Source organism: Streptomyces apricus (assembly GCF_008369065.1).
Classification (GTDB): domain Bacteria; phylum Actinomycetota; class Actinomycetes; order Streptomycetales; family Streptomycetaceae; genus Streptomyces; species Streptomyces apricus.
Genome location: NZ_VDFC01000047.1, coordinates 524750 through 540286 on the forward strand (window position 1 = coordinate 524750; position 15537 = coordinate 540286).

The following is a 15537-nucleotide window of genomic DNA, read 5'->3' on the forward strand; positions in this document are numbered from 1 at the left end:
GGGGCGACGAGGTGAYCTGCCCGTAGTCTGCCCGCCCACCTGCGGTGCGCCGACGAACCACGGGCCCCGTCCACGGACCCCTGCGGGCCGGTGGGGGCCGTTCGCGCAGTTCCCCGCGCCCCCAAAAGACCGCACCTGCGGATCCGTCGTGGCTGGTCGCGCAGTTCCCCGCGCCCCTGAAGGCAGGGCTGCGCCCGTGCCCCGTAAGGGGCGCGGGGAACTGCGCGAGCGGCCCCCACCGGCCCGCGGACGACGGAGTTTTTCAGGGGCGCGGGGAACTGCGCGCTCAGCCCCCGCCGGGCCGCGGGCGAAAGGGTGGCCCAGGCCTAGTCCAGGCCCTCCGCCGCGCGGCGTTCGCGGAGGTCCAGGATGGCCCGCCGCCGCGCCAGCCGATGCTGCCGCCGGATCTGCGCCTCCTGGTACCGCCGCTCGTCCCGCTCCGTCTCCGGCCGCACCGGCGGCACCCGCCGCGGCTTCCCGTCGGCGTCCACCGCGGCGAAGACGAGGTACGCCGACCCCACCTGCTGCGGCGGCGTCGACTCGTTCCAACGCTCGGCCAGGACCCGGACACCCACCTCCATGGACGTACGCCCGGTCCAGTTCACCTGCGCCTTCACGTGCACCAGGTCGCCTACGCGCACCGGTTCCAGGAACGCCATCTCGTCCATCGAGGCGGTGACGGCGGGCCCGCCGGAGTGCCGCCCGGCCACCGCCCCGGCCGCGTCGTCGACCAATTTCATGATCACCCCACCGTGCACCGTCCCCAGAAGGTTGGTGTCGTTGTGGCTCATGATGTGGCTGAGCGTGGTCCGGGACGCCGAGGTCGGCTTGCCCGGAATATCGGATTCCGGGGCGGGGGCCTGGTCTGTCATGCCCTCCACCCTATGCCGGAAGCCGCAAGGGGTGCTTTGCATCAGCTTGGCAACAGCCCTGACCCGATATCCCGAAGACCCTTGTATGCCACACAGTCGGGCACTGCACACTGGGTCGCATGAACGATTGGCCCCAGGGGCGGTCCGGAGACAACGGTGGCGAGCGCCACGGCCGCGGCAGCGCGAGTGCCCAGCCGGAGGGCGCCCGCGTGATGCGACAGGTGCAGCGCGGCCCGGGCGCCGGCGCGCACTCCTCGGCGCCTCCTCGGGGGGTCCCGCCGCAGGCCGCGTACACCGACGGTCACGGCGACGACGGATACCAGGGCCGCGACGGTTACAACACGGGTCAGGTCTACGGCGGCGGCGGCCCGCAGGGCCCCGGTCGCGGCGACCGTTCCGGCCGCCCCGCGCCGGACTGGCGCAAGCGGATCAAGTGGATCTCGATCACCGTGGTCACGCTGCTGGTCGTGGTCTCGGTCGGCACGTACTTCTGGGCCGACTCCAAGCTCAACCGGGACGTCGACCTGTCGAAGGTCATCGACCGACCGGACGCGGGCGAGGGCACCAACTACCTGATCGTCGGCTCGGACAGCCGTGAGGGCATGTCCGACGAGGAGAAGAAGGAGCTGCACACCGGCTCCGCCGACGGCAAGCGCACCGACTCGATGATGATCCTGCACGTCGGTGACAACGGGAACACCATGATCTCGCTGCCCCGCGACTCGAACGTGACGATCCCCACCTTCAAGGGCTCCGAGTCCGGCAAGACCTTCCCGGGCACCGGCCGCCAGGTGAAGCTGAACGCGGCGTACGCGGAGGACGGCCCCGAGCTGCTCGTGCGGACCGTCGAGGCCAACACCGGACTGCGCATCGACCACTACGCCGAGATCGGCTTCGCCGGCTTCGCGAACATCGTCGACTCGGTCGGCGGCGTGGAGATCGAGATCCCCAAGGGCGGCATGAAGGACACCAAGTCCGGCGCCGACTTCGAGGCGGGCAAGCAGACCCTGAACGGCCAGCAGTCCCTGGCCTTCGTACGGACCCGGTACGCGCTCGCGGGCAGCGACCTGGACCGTACGAAGAACCAGCAGAAGTTCCTGTCGGCGCTCGCCAACCAGACGGCGACCCCGTCCACGGTCCTGAACCCCTTCAAGCTCTACCCGACGCTCAGCTCCGGCCTCGACACCCTCACCGTCGACAAGGACATGTCGCTGTGGGACCTCGGCTCGATGTTCTGGGCCATGAAGGGCGTCACCGGCGGCGACGGCAAGTCCATGAACATGCCGATCTCGGGCAACACCGCCAACGGCAACCTCCAGTGGGACACCGCGAAGGTCAAGCAGCTGGTGGAGCAGCTCAAGAACGACGAGAAGGTGACGGTCACCGGCAACCGGTAGGCGGTCGCACCGGTCACCAGGCGCAGCACGGGAGAGGCCCCCGGAACCTGTTCGGTTCCGGGGGCCTCTCCCACGTCCGGTAGGACTACGGCAGGTTGCGGGCCATCACGATCCGCTGGACCTGGTTGGTGCCCTCGTAGATCTGGGTGATCTTGGCGTCGCGCATCATGCGCTCGACCGGGTAGTCACGGGTGTAGCCGTAGCCGCCGAGGAGCTGGACGGCGTCCGTGGTGACCTCCATGGCGACGTCGGAGGCGAAGCACTTGGCCGCTGCGCCCTGGAAGGTGAGGTCCTTGTCGCCGCGCTCGGACTTGGCGGCGGCCGCGTAGGTGAGCTGGCGGGCGGCCTCGATCTTCATGGCCATGTCGGCGAGCATGAACTGGATGCCCTGGAAGTCGGCGATCGGCTTGCCGAACTGCTTGCGCTCCTGGACGTACCCCTTGGCGTAGTCCAGGGCGCCCTGCGCGATGCCCAGCGCCTGCGCGGCGATCGTGATGCGGGTGTGGTCCAGGGTCTTCATCGCGGTGGCGAAGCCCGTGCCCTCCTCGCCGATCATGCGGTCGGCCGGGATGCGCACATTGTCGAGGTACACCTCGCGGGTCGGGCTGCCCTTAATGCCGAGCTTCCTCTCCGGGGCGCCGAAGGAGACGCCCTCGTCCGACTTCTCCACGACGAAGGCCGAGATGCCCTTGGACCGCTTCTCCGGGTCCGTGACGGCCATCACCGTGTAGTACTCCGACTCGCCCGCGTTGGTGATCCAGCGCTTCACGCCGTTCAGGACGTAGAAGTCGCCGTCGCGCACGGCCCGCGTCTTCATGCCCGCCGCGTCCGAGCCCGCGTCCGGCTCGGAGAGGCAGTACGAGAACATGCCCTCGCCCTTGGCCAGCGGCGTCATGTACTTCTTCTTCAGCTCCTCGGAGCCCGAGAGGATCACGGGCAGCGAGCCGAGCTTGTTGACCGCGGGGATCAGGGACGAGGACGCGCAGACCCGCGCCACCTCCTCGATCACGATGACCGTGGCCAGCGCGTCCGCGCCCGCGCCGCCGTACGACTCCGGTACGTGCACCGCGTGCAGGTCGTTGGCGACCAGCGCGTCCAGGGCCTCGCGGGGGAAGCGCGCCTCCTCGTCCACCGCCGCGGCGTGCGGCGCGATCTTCGCCTCGGCCAGGGCGCGGATCGCGTCCCGGAGCATGTCGTGCTCCTCGGACGGACGGTACAGGTCGAAATCAGCCGATCCGGCCAAGGTCTCTCACGCTCCCAGGATGCAGTGACGGTGACGCCCACCGCTGACGCTAACTACCGTTAAGTAACCCAAATTTTATGCGCCCGCCCACGCGATCGATACGTGAGCTTGCCGACAGGGTGAGATCTGCCCGGTCAAGGGCTCCGGCACGCCCCGACTATGCTCTGTCCGCGCACCTGACGGCTACCTCCTGGAGCACCCATGGCCCTCAAGATCACGGTGATCGGCACCGGCTACCTCGGCGCCACGCACGCCGCCGCCATGGCCGAGCTCGGTTTCGAGGTGCTGGGCCTGGACGTGGTGCCCGAGAAGATCGAGATGCTGCAGCGGGGCGAGGTCCCGATGTACGAGCCCGGTCTGGAGGAGCTGCTGCGCAAGCACGTCGCCGGCATCGAGGGCTCCAGCGGCCGGCTGCGGTTCACCATGGACTGGGCCGAGGTCGCGGAGTTCGGCGACGTCCACTTCGTCTGCGTGAACACCCCGCAGAAGCACGGCGAGTACGCCTGCGACATGTCGTACGTCGACGCCGCCTTCGCCTCGCTCGCCCCGCACCTGACCGGGCCCGCCCTGGTCGTCGGCAAGTCCACCGTGCCCGTCGGGTCGGCGGACCGGCTGGCCCGGGTGCTCGTCGAGCTCTCCCCCGCGGGCGAGGAGGTCGAGCTGGCGTGGAACCCGGAGTTCCTGCGCGAGGGCTTCGCCGTCCAGGACACCCTGCACCCCGACCGCATCGTCGCGGGCATCCGCAGCGAGCGCGCCGAGAAGCTGCTGCGCGAGGTGTACGCGACGCCGCTGTCCGAGGGGACGCCCTTCGTGGTGAGCGACTTCCCGACCGCCGAGCTGGTGAAGACCGCCGCGAACTCCTTCCTCGCCACCAAGATCTCCTTCATCAACGCGATGGCCGAGGTCTGCGAGGCGGGCGGCGGCGACGTCGTGAAGCTCGCCGAGGCCATCGGGCACGACGACCGGATCGGGAAGAAGTTCCTGCGCGCGGGCATCGGCTTCGGCGGCGGCTGCCTGCCCAAGGACATCCGCGCGTTCATGGCGCGGGCGGGCGAGCTGGGCGCCGACCAGGCGCTCACCTTCCTGCGCGAGATCGACTCCATCAACATGCGGCGCCGCGGCCAGATGGTCGAGATGACGCGGGAGGTGCTGGGCGGGAGTTCCTTCCTCGGCAAGCGGATCGCCGTGCTCGGCGCGACCTTCAAGCCCGACTCGGACGACGTCCGCGACTCCCCCGCGCTGAACGTGGCGGGCCAGATCCACCTCCAGGGCGGCCAGGTCACCGTCTACGACCCCAAGGGCATGGAGAACGCGCGGCGCCTCTTCCCGACGCTCGGTTACGCGGAGAGCGCCGTGGACGCCGTCCGCGGGGCGCACGCCGTGCTGCACCTCACCGAGTGGCGCGAGTTCCGCGAGCTGGACCCGGCGGCGCTGGGCGAGGCCGTCACGGACCGGGTGGTGCTGGACGGGCGCAACGCGCTCGATCCGTCGGTGTGGCGGGCGGCGGGCTGGACGTACCGCGCGATGGGCCGCCCGACCGCCTGAGCACCGTCCGAACCGCACGACCGCCGCTGCCGCGCCCCTACTTGGCGCGGTAGCGGCGCATCTTGGCGCGGGCGCCGCAGACCGACATCGAGCACCAGCGGCCGCGCCCGGCCGGACTGCGGTCGTAGTACGCCCAGTGGCAGTCCGGCGCCTCGCAGGCCTTGAGCCGCAGCCAGGTGCCGGCGGCGTGGGCCCCGGCGACGGCCGCGGCCACCCGGGAGACCAGCGGGCCGGGGTCCGCGGGCCGCAGGGACGCCGCGCCGTCCGCCGCCGCGACCGTGACGACGAGCGGCGCCGCCGCGAGCAGGTCGTCCAGCGGCCGCACCTCGCGGTGCGCCGGGTGCCCGGCGTGCGCGAGGCACACGACCCGCAGGGACTCGCGCAGTTCGCGCGCGTCGCGCACCTCGCCCTCGTCGTCGCCGATCCCGAACCGGGCCCGCCCCTCGGCCGTGTCGAGCGCGTCGGCACCCGTCTCGATGTCGAGGGTGTTCACCAGGGACTGGACGAGGACCAGCCCGCCGGGTGCGGGCGTGCGCTCACTCATACCCGTGACGGTACCTCCGGCGCGCGGCGGGCGGTGACCGCCGCCCGCCCCCTTGTGCCGTTACCTCCTATGCGGCAGCATGCGGTAACGGTTACCGTATAAGCCGATCAAGCGGTAACCGTGACGCTGTCCGAGGTATCCGATATACGAACATCCGGTATCCGGCCATCCGGTATCCGACCGAGGAGGAAGAGTCATGGCACTCGCCAAGCTGGGCGCCGTCGTCCTGGACTGTCCCGACCCGCGCGCGCTCGCCGCGTTCTACGCCGAGGTGCTCGGCGGCACCGTCGAGGGGGACGGCGACTGGGTGGACCTGCGGCTGCCGGAGGGCGGGACGCTGGCGTTCCAGGCCGCGCCCGGCCACGTACCGCCGAAGTGGCCCGCGCCGGACGCCTCGCAGCAGTTCCATCTGGACGTCACGGTCGAGGACCTGGACGCGGCCGAGAGGGAGGTGCTGGCGCTGGGCGCGAAGGCGCTCGACACGGAGGACCGCGCACGGACCTTCCGGGTCTACGCCGACCCGGCCGGGCACCCCTTCTGCCTCTGCGCCTGCTGAGCGCGGCGCGGCGGCGGCCGGGGGCCTGACGCGGGCCCTCAGCCGTCGAGTTCGGCGATGCTCGCCGTGGAGGGCTCGCGGCGCACCTGGGCGGCGCGGGCGGTGAAGTCGGCGGTGCGCAGGACGCGCTGGACGTTGCCCCAGGTGAGCAGGGCGAGGTCGGCCGCGGACCAGCCGCGGCCGAGGAGTTCGGCGACGAGCCGCGGGTAGCCGGAGGCGTCGGCCAGGCCCCGGGGGTGCGCGGCCCCGGAGTCGTACGTCCCCGAGAGGCCCACGCACTCGGGCCCCGCGAGGTCGCGCACGTGGTCGAGGTGGTCGGCCACGTCGCGGACCGAGGGGCCCGTCTGCTCGGCGGTCAGCGGGACCAGGCACAGGCCCTTGGCCGCGCCCAGCTCGGCGAGCAGGTCGTCGGGGAGGTTCGCCGGGTGCGGGCGCAGGGCGCGGGCGGCGGAGCGGGTGCACAGGACCGGGGCCTTGGAGATGGTGAGGGCGCGGCGCAGGGTGGCGTCCGAGGCGCCGGAGAGGTCGGCGACGACACCGACGCGGTTCATCTCGCGCACGACCTCCTCGCCGAACCGGGTCAGGCCGTTCACGCCGGCCCAGGACGCGCCGGACAGGGTGAGCACGCGCAGGCCGAGGGCGCGCAGCGAGCGCAGGATGCCGAGCGAGTCGTCCAGCGCGGCGGCGCCGGCCGGGCCGGGCAGCACGGCGACCCGGCCGCAGTTCCTGGCGTCGGTGACCTGCGCCGCGCTGTGGGCCATGCGCAGGCCCTCCGGGTGGGCCTCCACCACGGTCCTGACCAGGTCGAGCTGTTCCAGGGTGGCCCCGACGGCCCGTTCGCCGACGAGCCCTTCGGGCAGGTGCAGCGACCAGAACAGCGCGCCGACGTGTCCCTCGCGCAGCCTCGGCAGATCGGTGTCGACCGCGCTCTCGCCGATCTCCAGGTCGTACCAGGACAGGTGCCGCAGGGCCCACGGCAGGCCGCTGTAGCCGTCCGCGACGGGGTGGGCGGCGAGGAGGGCGTGGGCGCGCGGGAGGAGGTCGGCGCCGGCGGCGTCCGCCTCGTCCGCGTGCCCGTCGCCGGCCCCGGCCTCGACGACGAGCGGCTCGAACGCGCCGACCTCGGCGGTGGTGTGCAGTTCGTCCTGCAGATCAGCCATGGCGGGGCTCCGGGGTCCGGTGGTACCGACAGGTCCCCTCACCGTGCCACGCACAAGCACACCGGTCACCCGGACTGAACCGTTCGAGCGACCCCGGGGCCCGGCCCCGAAGGGGCGCGGGGAACTGCGCGCCCAGCCCCCACCGGACCCGCACCCTCAAACGGTGCCCGCGGCACACCGCTCGGCCCGTGCCAACAAAAACCCCCGCTCCGACCCGTTCCTCGCCAGCGAGGCCGCCCGCTCGAACTCGGCGGCAGCCTCCCCCGTACGCCCGAGCCGCGCCAGCAGATCCCCCCGCACACTGGGCAGCAAGTGGTAGTCGCGCAGAGCCGGTTCGTCCACGAGCGCGTCCACGAGCACCAGCCCCGCCCCCGGCCCCTCGGCCATCGACACGGCGACGGCGCGGTTCAGCTCGACCACCGGGGACGGCGCCCGGACGGCGAGCAGGCCGTACAGCGTCGCGATCCGCCCCCAGTCGGTCTCCTCGTACGTGGCCGCGTGCGCATGACACGCGGCGACGGCGGCCTGCAGCACGTACGGCCCGGGCACACTCTCCGCGGACACGGCCGCGGACACCGCCTCCGCCCGTTCGAGCGCGGCGAACCCCCGCCGGATCAGCACCCGGTTCCAGCGCGCCCGGTTCTGCTCGGCGAGCAGCACCGGCTCCCCCGCCGGCCCCACCCGCGCGGCCGACCGCGACGCCTGCAGCTCCAGCAGCGCGGCCAGCCCGTGCACCTCGGGCTCCTCGGGCATCAGTCCGGCCAGCACCCGGACCAGCCGCAGGGCGTCCTCGCAGAGCGCCGGACGCAGCCAGTCGTCCCCGGCCGTGGCCGCGTACCCCTCGTTGAAGATCAGGTAGATGACCTCCAGCACGGAACCGAGGCGGGCCGCCCGCTCGGGCCCGTACGGCACCTCGAAGGGGACGCCCTTCGCGGCGAGCGTCCGCTTCGCGCGCACGATGCGCTGCGCGACGGTCTTCTCCGGGACGAGGCAGGCGCGGGCGATCTCGGCGGTGGTCAGCCCGCCGAGCAGCCGCAGGGTGAGGGCGACGCGGGCCTCGGCGGACAGCACGGGGTGGCAGGCGGTGAAGACGAGCCGCAGCAGGTCGTCGTCGATGCCGTCCGGATCGGCGGGCTCGTCGACGTACCCGTACCCGTCCCCGCGCCCATACCCGTGGGGCGCGGAGGTCTCCAGGTCGCGCCCCATCTCGGCGAGCTTGCGCGCGTACCGCTCGCGCCGCCGCACGAGGTCGATCGCCCGGTGCCTGGCGGCGGTCATGAGCCAGGCGCCCGGGTTGTCCGGCACGCCGTCCCGCGGCCACTGCTCCAGCGCCGCGACCAGCGCGTCTTGCGCGAGCTCCTCCGCGATCCCGACGTCGCGCACGATGCGGGCGACGCCGGCGATGATGCGGGGCGACTCGATGCGGAAGACGGTCTCGACGGCCCGGTCGGGGTCGGGGCGGCCCGCGGGGCCAAGGATGTCGACTGTCACGCTCCCCCATCAGACACCCCCGGCCCCGTACGGCCAAGCGGGCGGCCTGGCGACCCCCCAGCGCTTCAGCGCGGCGGCGCGGGCCTGCCGTTCCTGGCGGAGTTCGTCGGCGGCCTGCTGGCCTGCGGCCGGCCCGGCGCTTCCGGAGCCGCGCCCGCCGTCCGCGCAGCCGGCCGCCAGCGCGGTGACCGCGAGGAGGACGAGCACGGTCCGTGGCGCATGGTGTCGGCGGATCACGGGCTGCGGGCCGGTGGGGGCTGGTCGCGCCCGCGCGGCGGAGCCGCACATGTCAGAGCCCCGCGCCCCTTTCGAGGCGCCGTCAGTTTGTCGTACAAGTTGCATAGGTCTGGATCTTCACAGGTTGTACACCCTTCGCGTCCCCGACACAGGCACTGCGCGCACGCCGTCCACCGACTGGCCCACAATGGGGCGGTGAACGACCTTGATCCGGTGGCCTCCTTCGGTGCCCTGCTCACGTCCGAGGGGCGTGCCCTCCTCGACGCGGTGCGCGGCACCGAGCCCGCCCGGGAGCTGGCCGTGGCGACGCGGCTGCGGCGCGAGCACCCGGCGGGGCTCGTGTCGGCCGCCCTCTCGCAGGGGCGGCTGCGGCAGCGGGCCGTCGTGAAGTTCGGCGCGGCGGACGCGGAGCGGATGTTCTTCACGCCGAACGGGGTCGAGCAGTCGACCCGGGCGAGCGTGGCCGCGTACCGCGCCGCGCGCTTCCAAGAGCTCGGGGTACGGTCCGTGGCCGACCTGTGCTGCGGCATCGGCGGGGACGCGATCGCGCTCGCGCGGGCCGGCATCCGGGTGCTCGCCGTCGACCGGGACCCGCTGACCGCCGCCGTGGCCCGGGCGAACGCCGCGGCGCTAGGACTCGACGACCTGATCGAGGTGCGCGAGGCGGATGTCACCGAGGTCGACACCGGGGCGTACGACGCCGTGTTCGTGGACCCCGCGCGCCGGGGCGGACGGGGGCGGATCTTCGACCCCGAGGCGTACTCGCCGCCGCTGTCGTGGGCCGTGCGGGCAGCCCGTACGGCGCCGCTCGCCGCGCTGAAGGTCGCTCCCGGCATTCCGCACGAGGCCGTCCCCGCCGAGGCGGGCGCCGAGTGGATCTCGGACTCCGGGGACGTGAAGGAAGCGGTGCTGTGGTTCGGCACGGGAGAGGCGGGGGCCGTCCGCGCGACCCTGCTGCCCGGACCGCGCACCCTGTCCGGCCGCGGGCTGCCCGATCCCGCGGTACGGCCCGTGGGGCGCTTCCTCTACGAGCCCGACGGCGCCGTCATCCGTGCGCACCTGGTCGCCGAGGTCGCCGCGGAACTGGACGGCGGCGGGCTGGTCGACGAGACGATCGCGTACGTCACCGCGGACTCGGCGACGGCCACCCCCTACGCCACCGCCTACGAGATCACCGACCGGCTGCCCTTCGGGCTCAAGAAGCTCAAGGCCCTCCTGCGGGAGCGCGGGGTGGGCGTCCTGACCGTCAAGAAGCGAGGCTCGGCGGTCGAGCCGGAGGAGCTGCGGCGCAAGGTGAAGCCGCAGGGCCCGAACTCCGCGACCGTGTTCCTCACGCGCGTGCAGGGCGCCCCGACCATGCTCCTGGGGCACCCCGCCGCGCTCGGCGATCAGGGCAGCTAGCCGTCCAGCTGCTCCAGGGTCGCGTTCGACGGGCCCCGGCGGGACTGCTCCTCGCGTGCCACGTCCTCGGCCGCGCCCAGGACCCGTACCGAGTTCTGCCAGGTCACCTTGGCCAGGTCCGCCTTCGACCAGCCGCGGTCCAGGAGCTCCGCGATCAGGTTCGGGTAGCCGGAGACGTCGCCGAGGCCGTCGGGGGTGAACGGGGTGCCGTCGTAGTCGCCGCCGATGCCCAGGTGGTCGACGCCCGCCACCTCGCGTATGTGGTCGAGGTGGTCGGCGACCGTCGGGACGGTCGCCACGGGGCGGGGGTGGGACTCCTCGAAGGCGTGGTGGACCTTCATCGCCTCGGCGGTCGAGTCGAGGGGATGGAAGCCGTTCGCGCGCATGTTCTCCTCCGCGGCGGCCGACCAGTCGACGGCAGCCTGGAGGACGAACTTCGGCACGAACGTCACCATCGCCACCCCGCCGTTGGCGGGCAGGCGCTCCAGGACGTCGTCCGGGATGTTGCGCGGGTGGTCGCAGACCGCGCGCGCGGACGAGTGGGAGAAGATCACCGGCGCGGTGGACGTGTCCAGCGCGGCCCGCATGGTCGTGGCGGCCACGTGGGAGAGGTCCACCAGCATGCCCAGGCGGTTCATCTCGCGGACGACCTCGTGCCCGAAGGGCGACAGGCCGCCGACGGCCGGCTCGTCCGTCGCCGAGTCCGCCCACGCGATGTTGTCGTTGTGCGTGAGGGTCATGTAGCGGACCCCCAGCTCGTACAGACCGCGCAGGGTGGCCAGCGAGTTGTCGATCGAGTGACCGCCCTCGGCGCCCATCAGCGAGGCGATGCGGCCCTCGGCGCGGGCCGCCTCCATGTCGGCGGCGGTCAGGGCGGCGCGCAGGTCCGCCGGATGGCGCTCGATGAGCTGCCGTACGCAGTCGATCTGCTCCAGGGTCGCGGTGACCGCGCCGGGCAGGTCCGAGCGCACGTACACCGACCAGTACTGCGCGCCGACGCCGCCCGCGCGCAGCCGCGCCAGATCGGTGTGCAGGTGGGCGCTCTGGTCCGCGGCGATGTCGCGGGCGTCCAGGTCGTAGCGGACCTGCTCGCGCAGCGCCCAGGGGAGGTCGTTGTGCCCGTCGACCACGGGGAACTCCGCGAGGAGCGCCCGGGCGGCGTCGAGCGAGGGTATGTCCGTCACCTGCGTCATCTCCGTCACTTCCCGAAGCCGAAGCCGTTGCCCGCGCCGCTCTCCACCTTGGAGCGCAGCCGCTTGCCCTTCTCGGTGGCCTGGTCGTTGAGCTCCTGCTGGAACTCGCGCATCCGGGCGAGGAGCTCCTCGTCCTGCGTGGCCAGGATGCGGGCGGCGAGCAGGCCCGCGTTGCGCGCACCGCCCACCGAGACCGTGGCGACCGGCACGCCGGCCGGCATCTGGACGATCGACAGCAGCGAGTCCATGCCGTCGAGGTACTTCAGCGGGACCGGCACGCCGATCACGGGCAGCGGGCTGACCGAGGCGAGCATGCCGGGCAGGTGGGCCGCGCCGCCCGCGCCGGCGATGATCGCCTTCAGGCCGCGGCCGGCCGCCTCCTCGCCGTACGTGATCATCTCGCGCGGCATCCGGTGGGCGGAGACCACGTCCACCTCGTACGCGATCTCGAACTCGGCGAGGGCCTTCGCGGCCGCTTCCATGACGGGCCAGTCGGAGTCCGACCCCATCACAATGCCTACGACAGGACTCATTCGGTGATCGTTCCTCTGAGGTAGCCGGCTGCGTGACGGGCGCGCTCCAGCACGTCGTCGAGGTCGTCGCCGTAGGTGTTGACGTGGCCCACCTTGCGGCCGGGCTTCACGTCCTTTCCGTACATGTGGATCTTGAGCTGGGGGTCGCGGGCCATGCAGTGCAGGTACGCGGAGTACATGTCGGGGTAGTCGCCCCCGAGCACGTTGACCATGACCGTCCAGGGCGCGCGCGGGCGCGGGTCGCCCAGGGGCAGGTCCAGGACCGCGCGGACGTGGTTGGCGAACTGCGAGGTGATCGCGCCGTCCTGGGTCCAGTGGCCGGAGTTGTGCGGGCGCATGGCCAGCTCGTTGACGAGGATGCGGCCGTCGCGGGTCTCGAAGAGCTCGACGGCGAGGTGGCCGACGACGCCCAGGTCCTTCGCGATGCGCAGGGCCAGCTCCTCCGCCGCGAGCGCGAGCTCCTCGGAGATGCCGGGCGCGGGCGCGATCACCGTGTCGCAGACCCCGCCGACCTGCTGGGACTCGACCACGGGGTAGGCCACGGCCTGGCCGTGCGGCGACCGTACGACGTTGGCGGCCAGCTCGCGCGCGAAGTCGACCTTCTCCTCGGCGAGGACCGGGACGCCGGCCCGGAAGGGGTCCTCGGCCTCGGCGGCGGACCGTACGACCCACACGCCCTTGCCGTCGTAGCCGCCGCGGACGGTCTTGAGGACGACGGGGAAGCCGTCCCCCGGCGCCCCTTCGGGGACGCCCTCCGCCGCGAACGCGGCCACGTCGGCCGGATCGCTCACGATCCGGTGCCGCGGGCACGGCACCCCGATCTCGACGAGCTTCGCGCGCATCACGCCCTTGTCCTGGGCGTGCACGAGCGCGTCGGGGCCGGGGCGCACGGGGATGCCGTCCGCCTCCAGGGCCCGCAGATGCTCTGTGGGTACGTGTTCGTGATCGAACGTGATCACGTCGCAGCCCCGCGCGAAGTCCCGCAGCGTGTCGAGGTCGCGATAGTCGCCGACGACGACCTCGCCCACCACCTGCGCCGCGGAGTCCTGGGGGGTGTCACTGAGGAGCTTGAACCTGATGCCGAGCGGGATGCCAGCCTCGTGCGTCATACGAGCGAGCTGACCGCCGCCGACCATGCCGACCACCGGAAACGTCACGCCCCCAGGGTATCGGCCGTTTCGAGCCACCCCGGTCGCCCGCATGATCACCGGAATTTCCGCGGGCCCGTCACATCACGGCCACATCTTGGAGTACGGGCCGGGCACCCGGAGGACCTGCTGGTTAGCATGGCGGAGTCGACACAGGTTGACGAATACGAGGTATCCGACGAGACGGGGGCTGGGCGACACCATGGGCAAAGGTGGTAAACGCGGGACCCACGTCAGGCCACGCAGCGCCGTCCGTGCCCGGATCGACCGTCTGACCAGGGAGATCGCCAAGTTCGGCGCGGTCGGCGGAGCGGGACTGCTCGTCAACCTGATCGTCTTCAACCTGGTGCGCAGCACGACCGATCTGCAGGTCGTGCGGGCCAGTGTGATCGCCACGGTCGTCGCGATCGTCTCGAACTACATCGGCTTCCGGTACTTCACGTACCGCGACCGCGACAAGAGCGGCCGGACCAAGGAGATGACGCTGTTCGTGCTGTTCAGCGCGATCGGCCTGGTCATCGAGAACGGCGTCCTCTTCGTCGCCACGTACGGCCTGGGCTTCCACGGCCCCCTGGCGAGCAACGTCTTCAAGTTCGTCGGCATCGGCATCGCGACGCTCTTCCGCTTCTGGTCCTACCGCACCTGGGTCTTCCGAGTGGCCCCACCCCACCCCCCGCTCATCCAACGGGTCCCGTAGAACAGACTAGGCACAGATCAGGGGCAGATCAGAGGCAGTTCAGGGGCGCGGGGAACGGCGCAGTCTTTTGTTTTTAAGGGGCGCGGGGAACTGCGCAGTCTTCAAGGGGCGCGGGACCCTACCGAACGGTAGGAGCCTCCCCCTCCCGCGGCGCACGAAGTGGCGTACGCGACAGGAACAACCCGAAAACAGGCGGCTGCGCCTGCAGCATCTCCAGCCGCCCCCCGTCCGCCTCCGCCAGGTCCCGCGCCACCGCGAGCCCGATCCCCGTGGAGTTGCGCCCACTGATCGCCCGCTCGAAGATCCGCGCCCCCAGATCGGCCGGCACCCCCGACCCCTCGTCGGTGACCTCGATCACGGCCTGGTTGCCGGTGACCCGCGTCCGCAGCGCCACCGTCCCCCCGCCGTGCATCAGCGAGTTCTCGATCAGCGCGGCGAGGACCTGGGCCACGGCCCCGGGCGTCCCGACGGCCTGGAGGTGGTGCTTGCCGGAGCTGACGATGGCGCGCCCGGCGTTGCGGTAGGCCGGGCGCCACTCCGCGAGCTGCTGCTTGATGACCTCGTCGAGGTCGAAGGTGACGGCGGACCCCGTACGCGGATCGCGGGCGTTGGTCAGCAGCCGCTCCACCACGTCGGTGAGCCGCTCGACCTGCCCGAGTGCGATGGCGGCCTCCTCCTTCACCGTGCCCGGGTCGTCGGTGAGCGTGATCTCCTCCAGCCGCATGGACAGCGCGGTCAGCGGCGTACGCAACTGGTGCGAGGCGTCGGCCGCCAGGCGCCGCTCGGCGGTCAGCATGCGGGCGATGCGCTCGGCGGAGCCGTCCAGCACGTCCGCGACCCGGTCCAGCTCGGGGACCCCGTACCGCTTGTGGCGCGGTCGCGGGTCCCCCGAGCCCAGCCGCTCCGCGGTCTCCGCGAGGTCGGTCAGCGGGGAGGTGAGCCGGTTGGCCTGGCGCACCGCGAGGAGGACGGCGGCGATCACGGCGAGCAGGGCCACCGCGGCGATGATCAGCAGGGTCCGGCCGACCTCGCGGGTGACGGCCGAGCGGGCCTCCTCCACGGTGACCGTCTCGCCCTCCTCGCCCGTACGGCTGGAGGTGATGACGTCACCGGTGGGCTCGCTGCCGATACGGATCGTGTCGCGGCCCGGGATGCTGATGCGCGCGAACCGGTCGCCGGTGACCTGGTCCTTGAGGACCCGGGCGTTGATCTGCTCGTCGCCGAGGATGCGGCTGTCGACGATGCTGACGAGCCGTACCGCTTCGGAGTCCACCCGCTCCTGGGCGCTGTTGCTGATCGTGCGGGTCTCGACGATGACGAGCGAGACGCCGAACACGGCGATCACGACCAGCACGACGGCGAGCGTGGAATTGATGAGACGACGACGCACAGGTCCCTCCGGGCAGAAGACTTCCGAACCAGTGTGACCCGCCACGCCCACCGGAGCCGCCTGCAGGGGCGCCCCTCAGGGGCGCGAGGAACTGCGCGAGCAACCCCCACCGCCCCGCAGCCGTCCACAC

Annotated in this window: 15 protein-coding genes; 5 read left to right on the forward strand and 10 right to left on the reverse strand. The window is 72.3% G+C overall.

Going from position 1 to position 15537, the window contains the following annotated elements; all coding sequences use genetic code 11:
* Window positions 1-326: 326 nt before the first annotated feature.
* Window positions 327-872, reverse strand: a complete 546-nt coding sequence (locus FGF04_RS28755) for an acyl-CoA thioesterase (RefSeq protein ID WP_188114268.1) — start codon at window positions 870-872, stop codon at window positions 327-329.
* Window positions 873-991: 119 nt separating this feature from the next.
* On the opposite strand from FGF04_RS28755, the gene FGF04_RS28760 reads away from it, so the two are divergent.
* A complete protein-coding gene (locus FGF04_RS28760) occupies window positions 992-2269 on the forward strand; it encodes an LCP family protein (protein ID WP_149514221.1) in 1278 nt (425 codons plus the stop codon).
* Between the two features lie 85 nt (window positions 2270-2354).
* Here FGF04_RS28760 and FGF04_RS28765 read toward each other — a convergent pair whose 3' ends face one another.
* Complete coding sequence (locus tag FGF04_RS28765; RefSeq protein WP_149514222.1) at window positions 2355-3512, reverse strand: acyl-CoA dehydrogenase; 1158 nt, start codon at window positions 3510-3512, stop codon at window positions 2355-2357.
* 201 nt (window positions 3513-3713) lie between these two features.
* Between FGF04_RS28765 and FGF04_RS28770 the strand changes: the two genes are divergently transcribed.
* Window positions 3714-5057, forward strand: a complete 1344-nt coding sequence (locus FGF04_RS28770; protein WP_149514223.1) for a UDP-glucose dehydrogenase family protein — start codon at window positions 3714-3716, stop codon at window positions 5055-5057.
* A gap of 37 nt (window positions 5058-5094) precedes the next feature.
* Here FGF04_RS28770 and FGF04_RS28775 read toward each other — a convergent pair whose 3' ends face one another.
* Window positions 5095-5601, reverse strand: coding sequence for a CGNR zinc finger domain-containing protein (locus tag FGF04_RS28775; RefSeq protein ID WP_149514224.1), 507 nt, complete (start codon window positions 5599-5601; stop codon window positions 5095-5097).
* 196 nt (window positions 5602-5797) lie between these two features.
* Between FGF04_RS28775 and FGF04_RS28780 the strand changes: the two genes are divergently transcribed.
* A complete protein-coding gene (locus FGF04_RS28780; RefSeq protein WP_149514225.1) occupies window positions 5798-6157 on the forward strand; it encodes a VOC family protein in 360 nt (119 codons plus the stop codon).
* A 38-nt stretch (window positions 6158-6195) separates the two neighbouring features.
* On the opposite strand, the gene FGF04_RS28785 is transcribed toward FGF04_RS28780, so the two are convergent.
* From FGF04_RS28785 to FGF04_RS28795, 3 genes are all read right to left on the reverse strand, one after another.
* Window positions 6196-7317: a dipeptidase gene (locus tag FGF04_RS28785; protein ID WP_149514226.1), complete on the reverse strand. Its 1122-nt coding sequence runs from the start codon at window positions 7315-7317 to the stop codon at window positions 6196-6198.
* A 156-nt stretch (window positions 7318-7473) separates the two neighbouring features.
* Window positions 7474-8808 (reverse strand): RNA polymerase sigma factor, encoded by a 1335-nt coding sequence (locus FGF04_RS28790; RefSeq protein ID WP_149514227.1) that lies wholly within the window; start codon window positions 8806-8808, stop codon window positions 7474-7476.
* A gap of 9 nt (window positions 8809-8817) precedes the next feature.
* Window positions 8818-9015, reverse strand: coding sequence for a hypothetical protein (locus tag FGF04_RS28795; RefSeq protein WP_149514228.1), 198 nt, complete (start codon window positions 9013-9015; stop codon window positions 8818-8820).
* 225 nt (window positions 9016-9240) lie between these two features.
* On the opposite strand from FGF04_RS28795, the gene FGF04_RS28800 reads away from it, so the two are divergent.
* On the forward strand, window positions 9241-10446 hold the full coding sequence (locus FGF04_RS28800; RefSeq protein ID WP_188114269.1) for a class I SAM-dependent methyltransferase: 1206 nt from the start codon (window positions 9241-9243) through the stop codon (window positions 10444-10446).
* Here FGF04_RS28800 and FGF04_RS28805 read toward each other — a convergent pair.
* The 3 genes from FGF04_RS28805 to FGF04_RS28815 are packed head-to-tail and all read right to left on the reverse strand — an operon-like array spanning window position 10443 to window position 13308.
* On the reverse strand, window positions 10443-11621 hold the full coding sequence (locus FGF04_RS28805) for a dipeptidase (protein ID WP_149514427.1): 1179 nt from the start codon (window positions 11619-11621) through the stop codon (window positions 10443-10445). The two genes, FGF04_RS28800 and FGF04_RS28805, sit on opposite strands and share 4 nt — an antisense overlap.
* A gap of 23 nt (window positions 11622-11644) precedes the next feature.
* The gene (purE, locus tag FGF04_RS28810) at window positions 11645-12172 is read right to left on the reverse strand and encodes a 5-(carboxyamino)imidazole ribonucleotide mutase (protein WP_149514230.1); all 528 of its coding nucleotides are present in this window, start codon (window positions 12170-12172) and stop codon (window positions 11645-11647) included.
* A complete protein-coding gene (locus FGF04_RS28815) occupies window positions 12169-13308 on the reverse strand; it encodes a 5-(carboxyamino)imidazole ribonucleotide synthase (protein ID WP_408055687.1) in 1140 nt (379 codons plus the stop codon). Before FGF04_RS28815 ends, purE begins: the two co-directional genes overlap by 4 nt.
* Window positions 13309-13522: 214 nt before the next feature.
* Between FGF04_RS28815 and FGF04_RS28820 the strand changes: the two genes are divergently transcribed.
* Window positions 13523-14017 carry a GtrA family protein gene (locus tag FGF04_RS28820; RefSeq protein ID WP_149514232.1) on the forward strand — a complete coding sequence of 165 codons (495 nt, stop codon included), beginning with the start codon at window positions 13523-13525 and terminating at the stop codon, window positions 14015-14017.
* Window positions 14018-14135: 118 nt separating this feature from the next.
* Here the strand turns inward: FGF04_RS28820 and FGF04_RS28825 are convergent, their stop codons facing one another.
* Window positions 14136-15407: an ATP-binding protein gene (locus tag FGF04_RS28825; RefSeq protein ID WP_149514233.1), complete on the reverse strand. Its 1272-nt coding sequence runs from the start codon at window positions 15405-15407 to the stop codon at window positions 14136-14138.
* Window positions 15408-15537 lie beyond the last annotated feature (130 nt).

Coding starts and splice junctions, on each gene's coding strand:
- FGF04_RS28755 (WP_188114268.1), bottom strand. CDS start 872: ATGACAGACCAGGCCCCCGCCCCGGAATCCGATATTCCGGGCAAGCCG.
- FGF04_RS28760 (WP_149514221.1), top strand. CDS start 992: ATGAACGATTGGCCCCAGGGGCGGTCCGGAGACAACGGTGGCGAGCGC.
- FGF04_RS28770 (WP_149514223.1), top strand. CDS start 3,714: ATGGCCCTCAAGATCACGGTGATCGGCACCGGCTACCTCGGCGCCACG.
- FGF04_RS28775 (WP_149514224.1), bottom strand. CDS start 5,601: ATGAGTGAGCGCACGCCCGCACCCGGCGGGCTGGTCCTCGTCCAGTCC.
- FGF04_RS28780 (WP_149514225.1), top strand. CDS start 5,798: ATGGCACTCGCCAAGCTGGGCGCCGTCGTCCTGGACTGTCCCGACCCG.
- FGF04_RS28785 (WP_149514226.1), bottom strand. CDS start 7,317: ATGGCTGATCTGCAGGACGAACTGCACACCACCGCCGAGGTCGGCGCG.
- purE (WP_149514230.1), bottom strand. CDS start 12,172: ATGAGTCCTGTCGTAGGCATTGTGATGGGGTCGGACTCCGACTGGCCC.
- FGF04_RS28815 (WP_408055687.1), bottom strand. CDS start 13,308: ATGGTCGGCGGCGGTCAGCTCGCTCGTATGACGCACGAGGCTGGCATC.
- FGF04_RS28820 (WP_149514232.1), top strand. CDS start 13,523: ATGGGCAAAGGTGGTAAACGCGGGACCCACGTCAGGCCACGCAGCGCC.